General features: G+C 73.3%; 13 protein-coding genes. 3 read left to right on the top strand and 10 right to left on the bottom strand.

Annotation, left to right across the window (positions count from 1 at the left end; translation table 11 throughout):
- Together J0670_RS19780 and J0670_RS19775 are read right to left on the bottom strand one after the other, a co-directional pair.
- Positions 1 to 181, bottom strand: a 181-nt coding sequence (locus tag J0670_RS19780) for a maleylpyruvate isomerase N-terminal domain-containing protein (RefSeq protein WP_207812960.1), incomplete at its 3' end; no start/stop codon positions are given.
- Between the two features lie 75 nt (positions 182 to 256).
- Positions 257 to 883: a TetR/AcrR family transcriptional regulator gene (locus J0670_RS19775; RefSeq protein WP_207812959.1), complete on the bottom strand. Its 627-nt coding sequence runs from the start codon at positions 881 to 883 to the stop codon at positions 257 to 259.
- 177 nt (positions 884 to 1,060) lie between these two features.
- On the opposite strand from J0670_RS19775, the gene J0670_RS19770 reads away from it, so the two are divergent.
- The 3 genes from J0670_RS19770 to J0670_RS19760 are packed head-to-tail and all read left to right on the top strand — an operon-like array spanning position 1,061 to position 3,569.
- Positions 1,061 to 1,819, top strand: coding sequence for an SDR family oxidoreductase (locus J0670_RS19770; RefSeq protein WP_307806595.1), 759 nt, complete (start codon positions 1,061 to 1,063; stop codon positions 1,817 to 1,819).
- Positions 1,816 to 2,601, top strand: coding sequence for an SDR family oxidoreductase (locus tag J0670_RS19765; protein WP_207812958.1), 786 nt, complete (start codon positions 1,816 to 1,818; stop codon positions 2,599 to 2,601). The genes J0670_RS19770 and J0670_RS19765 overlap by 4 nt, the downstream gene beginning before the upstream one ends.
- Complete coding sequence (locus J0670_RS19760; RefSeq protein WP_207812957.1) at positions 2,598 to 3,569, top strand: NADPH:quinone oxidoreductase family protein; 972 nt, start codon at positions 2,598 to 2,600, stop codon at positions 3,567 to 3,569. The genes J0670_RS19765 and J0670_RS19760 overlap by 4 nt, the downstream gene beginning before the upstream one ends.
- Here the strand turns inward: J0670_RS19760 and J0670_RS19755 are convergent.
- The 8 genes from J0670_RS19755 to J0670_RS19720 all read right to left on the bottom strand — a co-directional run.
- Complete coding sequence (locus J0670_RS19755) at positions 3,566 to 3,859, bottom strand: hypothetical protein (protein ID WP_207812956.1); 294 nt, start codon at positions 3,857 to 3,859, stop codon at positions 3,566 to 3,568. The genes J0670_RS19760 and J0670_RS19755 overlap by 4 nt on opposite strands.
- A 98-nt stretch (positions 3,860 to 3,957) precedes the next feature.
- On the bottom strand, positions 3,958 to 5,196 hold the full coding sequence (locus J0670_RS19750; protein ID WP_243437247.1) for an esterase: 1,239 nt from the start codon (positions 5,194 to 5,196) through the stop codon (positions 3,958 to 3,960).
- A 169-nt stretch (positions 5,197 to 5,365) separates the two neighbouring features.
- Positions 5,366 to 5,674 carry a hypothetical protein gene (locus tag J0670_RS19745; protein WP_207812954.1) on the bottom strand — a complete coding sequence of 103 codons (309 nt, stop codon included), beginning with the start codon at positions 5,672 to 5,674 and terminating at the stop codon, positions 5,366 to 5,368.
- A gap of 128 nt (positions 5,675 to 5,802) precedes the next feature.
- Positions 5,803 to 7,032 (bottom strand): acyl-CoA dehydrogenase family protein, encoded by a 1,230-nt coding sequence (locus J0670_RS19740; RefSeq protein ID WP_207812953.1) that lies wholly within the window; start codon positions 7,030 to 7,032, stop codon positions 5,803 to 5,805.
- A 3-nt stretch (positions 7,033 to 7,035) separates the two neighbouring features.
- On the bottom strand, positions 7,036 to 8,061 hold the full coding sequence (locus J0670_RS19735) for a phosphotransferase family protein (RefSeq protein ID WP_207812952.1): 1,026 nt from the start codon (positions 8,059 to 8,061) through the stop codon (positions 7,036 to 7,038).
- Between the two features lie 147 nt (positions 8,062 to 8,208).
- Positions 8,209 to 8,640 (bottom strand): lasso peptide biosynthesis B2 protein, encoded by a 432-nt coding sequence (locus tag J0670_RS19730; RefSeq protein WP_207812951.1) that lies wholly within the window; start codon positions 8,638 to 8,640, stop codon positions 8,209 to 8,211.
- Between the two features lie 35 nt (positions 8,641 to 8,675).
- Positions 8,676 to 8,936, bottom strand: a complete 261-nt coding sequence (locus J0670_RS19725) for a lasso peptide biosynthesis PqqD family chaperone (protein ID WP_207812950.1) — start codon at positions 8,934 to 8,936, stop codon at positions 8,676 to 8,678.
- A gap of 1 nt (position 8,937) precedes the next feature.
- The coding region (locus J0670_RS19720) for an asparagine synthase-related protein (RefSeq protein ID WP_243437246.1) at positions 8,938 to 9,656 on the bottom strand (719 nt) is incomplete at its 5' end.

Below are 9,656 nucleotides of genomic sequence, written 5' to 3'. Positions count from 1 at the left end.
CGCGCAGCCCGGTGAACATCTCCGGCACCGGAGCGACGTGCGCGAACAGCTCGCGGACCGTCCACCCGGGCAGCCGGGTGGGCCGCTTCCAGTCCTCGGCGCCCAGCGCCGCGCCGCGCTCGGCCCAGGAGGTCCAGGCCTGCGCCAACAGGGCGCGCACGGGATCGTTCTGACTGCTCATCGGCTCTCCTCAGCAACAGCGGCCACCGGAGCACCCCACGCTACCTGCCGCCCCCGACGGGCCGGCGGGCGGGCCTCAGATCCGCGCGCCGAGCATCCGCAGAACCAACTCGCCGTAGCGGCGCCCGAGTTCCTCCGGCGTCTCGGAGGAGCGATCGGTGTACCAGCGGGAGACGTCGATGCCCAGCGAGGTGACCGCGCGGGCCGCCGTGCGCACCTCGGCGACCTGGAAGTCGCCCGCTGCCGCGCCCTCCTCGATCAGTGCGCTGACCTCGCGCTCGATGTCCAGGCGCAGCGCCGCGACCGCCGCGTAGGCGTCCTCGGGCAGTGCGTGCAGTTCGTAGTTGACCACCCGGCCGACCGTCCGGGCGCGGGCGTGCCAGGCGGTGAACTGCTCGACCAGGCGCCGCATCCGCTCCGCCGGGCCGCCGTCCCCGGCCGCCGCGGCCCGCACCAGGGTCAGCGTGGCGAGGTGCCCGGCCTGGCTGATCTCGGCGAGCAGCGCGGCCTTGGACTGGTAGTGGATGTACAGCGCGGCGGGGCTCATCCCGGCCGCGGTGGCGATGTCCCGGGTGGTGGTCGCGTGGAAGCCGCGCTCCGCGAACGACTCGACGGCCGCCTGGAGCAGCCGGTACGCCGCTTCGGGGCGGGCGTCGGCGCCGGGCAGGGTCGGCCAGAGGTCGGCGATGGGCGTGCTGGTCATGGCGCCATCCTCCCAGAGAACTCGTACAGGCTTTCCCGTCCACCGCTCGGCCGGAGCGGGGCGGCGGGCGGACTGTTGACAGGCTCCCGCACCGACAGCATGCTGAGCAAGCGCTTAGTCAGGCGTCGTTCCCAGGGTTTCGTTCCCAGGATTCTCGCGCGAAAGGCAGGAGCCTCCGTGGTGCACTCCTTCAAGGGCCGGGTGGCCGTCGTGACCGGATCGAGCCGCGGCATCGGCCTCGGCATCGCGCGCGAACTGGTCGACCGCGGGGCCAAGGTCTGCCTCACCGCCCGCAACGCCGAGCCGCTCGCCGAGGCCGTCCGCGACCTCGGCGGCCCGGACAACGCGATCGCCGTCCCGGGCAAGGCGGACGACCCGGCCCACCAGGAGGAGGCGATCACCCGCACCCTGGAGGCCTTCGGGCGGCTCGACCACCTGGTGAACAACACCGGCATCAACCCGGTCTACGGGCCGCTGCTGACCACCGAGGAGGACGTCGCCGCCAAGATCATGGCCGTGAACGTGCTCGCCCCGCTGGCCTGGATCCGCCGGGCGCACGCCGCGTGGATGGGCGAGCACGGCGGCTCGGTCGTCAACGTCGCCTCGATCGCCGGCGTCCGCGCCTCGCTCGGGATCGGCATGTACGGCATCAGCAAGGCCGCGCTGATCCGGCTCACCACCGAACTCGGCGCCGAGCTCGGCCCGCAGGGCATCAGGGTCAACGCCGTCGCCCCCGCCGTCGTGAAGACGAAGTTCGCCGAGGCGCTGTACGAGGGCCGCGAGGAGAAGGTCGCCGCCGCGTACCCGCTGGGCCGACTCGGCGTCCCCGAGGACGTCGCGGGCGCGGTCGCCTTCCTGCTCTCCCCCGACGCCGGCTGGATCACCGGCCAGACCCTGGTGCTGGACGGCGGGGTCACCCTCGGCGGTGGCATGTGACGGGCGACTTCGACGGCCAGGGCGTGGTGGTGACCGGCGCCGGCCGGGGCATCGGCGCCGCCCTGGCCCGGGCCTTCGCCGCCGCCGGTGCCCGGGTGGTGGTCAACGACCTGGACGCCGAGGCCGCCCACACCGTCGCCGAGGAGTGCGGCGGCACCGCCCTGCCCGGGGACGCCGCCTCCGCCGAAGGCCTGTCCGCCCTGGTCGCGGCGGCCCGTACGGAGCTCGGCGAGATCGACGTGTGGTGCGCCAACGCGGGCGTCGCCCCGGTCGGCGGCGCCGACGCGCCCGCCACCGCCTGGGCGAGCGCCTGGGAGGTCAACGTCATGGCCCACGTCCGGGCCGCCGAACTGCTGCTCCCCCGCTGGCTGGAGCGCGGAAGCGGCCGCTTCCTGGCCACCGTCTCCGCCGCCGGGCTGCTCACCATGTTGGGCTCGGCCCCGTACGCCGTCAGCAAGCACGGCGCGCTCGCCTTCGCCGAGTGGCTCTCCGCCACCTACCGGCACCGGGGCGTCAAGGTGCACGCGCTGTGCCCGCAGGGGGTGCGCACCGACATGCTGGCCTCCACCGGCGCGGTCGGCGAGGCGCTGCTCGCGCCGACCGCCCTCGATCCGGCGGACGTCGCCGGGGCGACGCTGGACGGGCTGCGCGCCGAGCGCTTCCTGATCCTGCCCCACCCCGAGGTCGCCGAGTACTACCGCGTCCGGGCCACCGACCCGGACCGCTGGATCGCCGGGATGAACCGGCTCCAGCAGGGACTGGAGAGGAGCGCCGCGCTGTGAGGGCCTGGCAGGTGGGAGAGCTCGGCGAGCCGGCCGAGGTGATGCGGCTGGCCGAGGACGTGCCGCGGCCGGTGCCCGGCCCGGGGCAGCTGCTGGTGCGGGTCCGGGCGGCGGCGGTGAACTTCCCGGACGCGCTGATGGTGCGCGGCCAGTACCAGGTCCGCCCGCCGCTGCCGTTCACGCCCGGCGTGGAGCTGTGCGGCGAGGTCGCGGACGGCGCCCGGCGGGGCGAGCGGCTGATCGGCAACCCGGTGCTGCCGCACGGCGCCTTCGCCGAGTACGCGCTGCTGGACGCCGCGGCGGCGTTCCCGGCGCCCGAGGCGCTGGACGACGCCGGGGCGGCGGCGCTGCACATCGGCTACCAGACCGCCTGGTTCGCCCTGCACCGCCGGGCCCGGCTGCGCGCCGACGAGACCCTGCTGGTGCACGCGGCGGCCGGCGGGGTGGGCAGCGCGGCGGTCCAGCTCGGCCGGGCCGCCGGCGCCCGGGTGATCGCCGTGGTCGGCGGCCGGGCGAAGGCGGAGGCGGCGCGGGCGCTCGGCGCCGACCTGGTGGTGGACCGCACCGCCGAGGACTTCGTCGCCGCCGTCAAGGAGGCCACCGGCGGTCGCGGCGCGGACGTGGTCTTCGACCCGGTCGGCGGCGCCGCCTACACCGGCTCCACCAAGTGCGTGGCCTTCGAGGGCCGGATCGTGGTGGTCGGCTTCGCCGCCGGGCAGATCCCGGCCCCGGCGCTCAACCACGCACTGGTGAAGAACTACTCGATCCTCGGCCTGCACTGGGGCCTCTACAACACCCACGACCCGCGCGCCGTCCGTGCCGCGCACGACGAGCTGACCGAGCTCGCCGAGCAGGGCGCGGTCCGGCCGCTGGTCAGCGCCCGGGTGCCGCTGGCCGACGCCTCGCACGCCGTCCAGCGGGTGGCCGACGGGCTGAGCACGGGGCGGATCGCCGTCATCGGCGGCTAGGGAACGTAGATGCTCTGTGCGTCGGTGCTGAGGGTGTCGTCGCCGGCCTCGATGACCTCGAGCGACGGCTCGCTGCAGTCCGCGGTGTCGTGGATCTCCACGTCCTCGTCGGTGAGGTTGTCGATGACGCTGCGCGGCCAGTCCAGGAGGAAGCAGCCGGAGGGGTTCGTGTAGGTCTTGTCGTTGACGGACAGGTCTCCGTTGGCCGCGGTGGCCGGACCAGCGGTCAGGACCAGGGCGGCGGCGGTCATCAGCGGGACGCCGAGAGCGGCGCGGCGGGTGGTTTTCATGCCATCTGAATAACCGTCCGGAGTGGACGCCGCGCCGGGAGCGGCCGGGGTTCACCCCTGGGAGGCGGCCGGCTTGGGCCGAATGCCGTCCCCGGCGCTCAGGGCGCGTACTCCATCTCGGGGAAGCGCGCCGAGGCCCCGTCCAGCAGATGGTCGTCGTGGCCGCGCAGCCAGCGGTCGAAGAAGGACGCGACGTAGGTGCGGGTGATCAGCTCGGCGCGCTCGGGGCGGATGTCGCCGACGTCCCGGCGCAGCCGGTCGGGGGTGAGCGCGCCCTGTCGGGCGAGCTGCGGGAGCAGGGTCTGTCCGTCGGTGTAGGAGCCGTGCCGGGAGCCGTCGAGGGTGAAGTCGGCGTGCCAGCCGGTGCTGTGCTGCCACAGGGCGTCCCAGCCGGGCTGCCGGTGGCGGTCGCCGGAGTCGTCGCTGCGGGTGCCCATCAGCAGGAAGGGCCGGTCCAGGCCGTCCTCGGCGACGCTGGGCAGGAACACGCCCGTCTCCCCGTCCGGGCCGGGGTAGTGCATCTGCCCGTCGAGGTTGATCCCGGCGGCGATCCGCGGGTCGTCGTGCATGGTCTGCAGGGCGGTGAAGCCTCCCGCCGACTGGCCGACCATGCCGATCCGGTCGAGGTCCAGCGAGCCGGCCAGGCCCGTCGGCAGCCCGGGCCGGCCGCGCAGGGCGGCCAGCTGGTCCAGGACGAAGCGGGTGTCGTCGACCCGGGTGTTCAGGGCCTTGCGCAGCAGCGCGCCTTTGTCCAGGCCCGGCTGCCCGATCATGCCGGGGAAGACCGAGGTGGCGAGGTCGCCGCCGGGGAAGGCCACTTCGGAGGCCTCGTAGGTGTGGTCGATCGTCACCAGGACGTAGCCGCGCGAGGCGAGGTCCTCGACGAGGGCCGTCCCCCAGGTACGGGGGTCGCCGAGGCCGGGCGAGTACAGCACCACCGGGCGCGGGCCGCCGGGCAGGGCCGGGGCATCCTGGCGGGCGTGGGTGCGGATGTCCGACCAGTCCGTACTGCCGGTCGTGACACCGTAGTTGAACTGCCCGACGCCGTCCGCACCGCCGAAGTGCTCCCCGGCGGTCGGTTCCATGTAGCGGGCGCGGTCCTCACCGACGGCCGGGCGGGCGGTCGGGTACCAGAAGCTGATCATCAGCTCGCGCCGCTGCCCGGGCTGCCACGGGTCCTCGCGGCCGACGTCGGTCAGGTGCAGCGCGGTGGTCCCGATCGGGTACGGCCCGCTCGGCCGGGGCAGCCAGGCCGTGGCCTGCCGCTCGCCGCTCCCCGTCGTCGGCGCCGCCATCACCCCGGGCGCTCCCGCCAGCCCGAGCACTGCCGACGCCATTGCCAGCAACACCGCCGCCACGGCTCGTCCCCGCCTTCCCATGCCGCCTCCTCCTGGTGATCGGTTACGCAGGAGACGGTACGGGCGGAGACGGGCCGGGGCCGTCATACCTGGGAGCCAACTCATCAATGGGTACCCAGGTATGACGTCACCTTGAGTGCGAGCCGAGTCAGTTGTCGTTGTTGACGTTCTCCAGGACGGCGTGGTAGCCGGTGGAGCAGTAGAGGGTGTCGGAGCCGTTGCCCGTGTGCCAGGATCCGTAGATGGTCTGCCGGATGCCCTTGACGGTGTCGCTCTCACAGGTCAGCACGAGTTGCCAGTGGTTCTTGGTGGCGGTGGTCTGGCAGCTGACGGAGCCCCAGTTGGTGCCCTGGGTGGTGGAGCAGTAGGAGGTTGCCGAGGCGGCGGGGGAGGTCATCACTCCGGCGCCCACGAGGAGGGCGGCTCCGGTACCGATGGCTGCGAGGCGACGACGCATGACGGGCTCCTGTCGAGGGTCCGAAGAGGGTGAGCAGTCAGCATGTCGAAGACGTGAACGCCTGTACATGCGCCTGTCACATCTGGCCGAAAGCAACCGTTCCGGTTCCGCGGGAACGGCACTTGGCCTCAGCGGTACCTCTTCAGCTCCCGCCGGGCCAGCGAGCGCTTGTGCACCTCGTCCGGGCCGTCCGCCAGCCGCAGGGTGCGGTTGCCGGCCCAGAGTTGGGCGAGCGGGGTGTCCTGACCGACGCCCGCCGCACCGTGGGCCTGGACGGCCTTGTCGAGGATCCACTCGACGGTGCTCGGGGTGGCGATCTTGATGGCCTGGATCTCGGTGTGCGCGCCCCGGTTGCCGACGGTGTCCATCAACCAGGCGGTCTTGAGCACCAGCAGCCTCAACTGCTCGATGCGGACCCGGGATTCGGCGATCCAGTCCTGGATGACGCCCTGCTCGGCGAGCGGCCGGCCGAAGGCGACCCGCTCGTTCGCCCGGCGGCACATCAGCTCCAGCGCCCGCTCGGCGATGCCGATCGCCCGCATGCAGTGGTGGATCCTGCCCGGCCCGAGCCGGGCCTGGGCGATGGCGAAGCCCGTGCCCTCCTCGCCGATCAGGTTCTCCACCGGGACGCGCACGTCCTCGAACAGCACCTCGGCGTGGCCGCCGTGGTCGGCGTCGTCGTAGCCGAAGACCTTCATGCCGCGCTTGACGGTGACGCCCGGGGTGTCGCGCGGGACGAGGACCATGCTCTGCTGGCGGTGCGGCTCGGCGTCGGGGTCGGTCTTGCCCATCACGATGAGGATCCGGCAGTCCGGGTTCATCGCGCCGGTGATGTACCACTTGCGGCCGTTGATCACGTACTCGTCGCCGTCCCGCTCGATCCGGGTGGCGATGTTGGTGGCGTCCGAGGAGGCGACCTCGGGCTCGGTCATCGCGAAGGCGGAGCGGATCTCGGCGTCCAGCAGGGGGCGCAGCCAGCGCTCCTTCTGCTCGGCACTGCCGAACTGGGCGAGCAGCTCCATGTTGCCGGTGTCGGGAGCCGCGCAGTTGAGCGCGGGCGGGGCCAACTGGATGCTGCGGCCGGTGATTTCGGCGAGCGGGGCGTACTGGAGATTGGTGAGGCCCGCGCCGTGCTCGCCGGGAATGCTGTGCTTGTCCACAAAGAATAGATTCCAGAGCCCCTGCTTGCGCGCCTGCGCCTGGAGTTCGGCGACGACCGGCGGGATCGCCCAGGCCTCGCGGGCCGGGTCGGCGAGCTGGGCGGCGAGGACGGGCTCGGCCGGGTGGACGTGCTCGTCCATGAAGGCGAGCAGCCGCTCGCGGAGTTCGTTCGTGCGGGCGTCGTAGGCGAAGTCCATCGGTCAGCTCTCCTTGAGGGTGCCCAGGCCGTGCCGGGCGAGGATCGGGGCCATCTCGCCCGCGCGCTCGAAACCCGCGCCGAGGGTGCGGCCCTGCTGGAAGCGGAAGAAGATGCCCTCCGCGACGGCGGCGAGTTTGAAGGACGCGAAGGCCACGTACCAGTCCAGGTCTTCCGCTTGCCGACCGGTCAACTCGGCGTAGTAGGACACGAGTTCATCGGGCTTCGGGAAACCGGGGGCGGTCATGGCGGAGGGGATGATCCCGCCGCCGACGCCCGCCAGCTCGGTGTACATCACCAGCAGGCCGATGTCGGTGAGCGGGTCGCCGAGGGTGGACATCTCCCAGTCCAGCACGGCGGTGATCGCGTCGCCCTCGACCAGCACGTTGTCCAACCGGTAGTCCCCGTGCACGAGGGCGGGCGCCGGGGAGACGGGCAGCCGCTCGGCGAGCCGGGCGTGCAGCCGGTCCAGCTCGGGCAGGTCCCGACTGCGGGAGGCCTCCAACTGCTTCGACCAGCGGCGCAGTTGTCGCTCCAGGTACCCATCCGGGCGGCCGAAGTCCTCCAGCCCCACGCTCGCCGGGTCGATCCGGTGCAGCTCGGCCAGGGTCTCCACCAGCTTCCGCCCGAGCGCGTGCACCCGCTGCTCACCGAGTTCGGCCAGCGAGGCGGCGTCCCGGTGCGCGACGCCGGACACGTACTCCATCAGGTACCAGGGCGCCCCGAGCACGTCCTCGCCCTGGTCGAGCAGCAGGGTGCGCGGGACCGGAACCCCGGTGTCACGCAACGCGGTCATGACGCGGTACTCGCGCCCCATGTCGTGCGCGGTGGCCAGGACGTGCCCGAGCGGCGGCCGCCGCAGCACCCACCGGGAGGTGCCGTCACCGAGCACGTACGTCAGGTTCGAGCGGCCCCCCTCGATCAGCTCGGCCCGCAAGGGCCCCCGGACAACGCCCGGCAGCTCACGGTCCAGGTGCTCACGGAGACGGATCAGGTCAAGGCCGGGCGGGTCGACAGGGGTCTCGGCCATCAGGCGGCTCCTCTACGTGGGACCTCATTGACTAAGCGCTTGCTTAGCATTCAACCGCACGGGGCCCCCTGTCAATGCCGCGACCCCCTGAGCCGCACGGCTCAGGGGGTCGCTCGCAGGGGGCGCGGGACGGTTCGGGGCCCCGACCTACTCGGCCCCGGTGTCCGCGGTGGGCGGCACGGTCATGATGGGACGGTACTGAGCGAGGGCGGTCTCCTCCCCCACCGGAATCCCCTCGGCCTCGACCCACGCGTGCGCGGCGAAGGGCTGGGTCCGCACTCCGGTGCACCACGTGGGCCAGCTGCCCCGCATGCGGCACAACAGTGCGGTGGCCAAGGAGCGTTGCAGACAGCCTTCGCCGGCACAGGCCACGCTCAGGGACATGACCTCGGTGCGGGCCAGGTGGGCCTCGCCGTACGTGGCCGGGCGCGCCCCTCGTCGCGCCAGGCGCAGCACGGCGCGTACGCGCCGCGGGGAGAGGCGGGCGAGCACCCAGGCGGTCGCGATGGCCGTCCGGACGGGAGGCCGACGCCACCGCGCAGGACGGTCGGGGGCGGGGAGGGCGGTGTGGACGCTCAAGGGAGGGCACCAGGCTCCGGGAAGAGGGATCGCGGTCAGGTAAGGGAGCCCAGACGGAGCCGGGCCAGGTCGGCGAGGAACGCGGCGACGTCGGTCGCCACCTGGTCAGGCGGGGCTTGGGTGTCGGCGGTCAGCCGCCGGGTCGCCTCCTCCGGGCTCGCCCCGTCCAGGAGGGCCGTCAGGGTGGCGGCGCCCGTGGCGTTGAGCTCGAAGTAGCCCCCGGTGCGCTCGTCCAGGAGGACCATCCCGCTGTCGGTGACGACGGTCGAGACGTGTCGGTGCAGTCGAAAGGCCATGTCAGGCACTCCTGGTGGGGGGTCCGGACCGGACGGGAGCGGGGGCGGTGAGCCGCCCGTGGCGGAGCCAGTGCTCCACCGCGAGCGCGTCCTCCAGAGCGGCGGAGGTTCGGGGTAGCGGGACGTGCAGAGCCGCGCGCAGTGCCGGTACGTCAAGGAGCCCGGTCTCGGCCAGCAGGGAGTGGTCCACGAGCCGGCCGAGGGCGGCGCGCTGTTCCCGCAGCCCCGCGTAGAAGTCGGAATCGGTGCTGCCCTTGGTCCGGCGGCCGAGCAGTTCGGCGGGCACCACTCCGTGGGCGGCCTCGGCGAGCAGCGGCTTGTAGGCGAAGGGCGTGCCTCGCTCGTGGGTGCGGACCGCGAGGCAGGCCTCCACCACCCGGTCGTCGAGGAACGGGAAAGCCAACCACGGCTGGTCGAACTCCTGGCGCAGCTGCCGGTAGAGCCCGGAGGCGGCCCGCAGCCGGTGCAGGGTCTGGTGCTGGCCCCGCTCGGCGGCCAGCGGCCGGGCGGTGGCCGCGTGCTCCTCCAGGAGGTCGGCGACCAGTGAAGCCGCCCGGTGTGTCGCCCACGGCGCCATCCGCACCGGCGGCCCCCAGCCGAGCGGGATGGCGTCGGGATCCTGTGCCGGAGCGGCCTCGCGCAGGCGGTCGGCCTGGTCGCGAAGCCATCGCGGGTAGGTGCGGCGGTCGAGGAGTCCTCGCAGCACGGGGCCCACGGGCC

The sequence above is a fragment of the Streptomyces sp. FH025 genome, from assembly GCF_017427025.1.
In the GTDB taxonomy this organism is placed as follows: Bacteria; Actinomycetota; Actinomycetes; order Streptomycetales; family Streptomycetaceae; genus Kitasatospora.
This window is presented reverse-complemented; position numbering and strand designations above follow the sequence as displayed.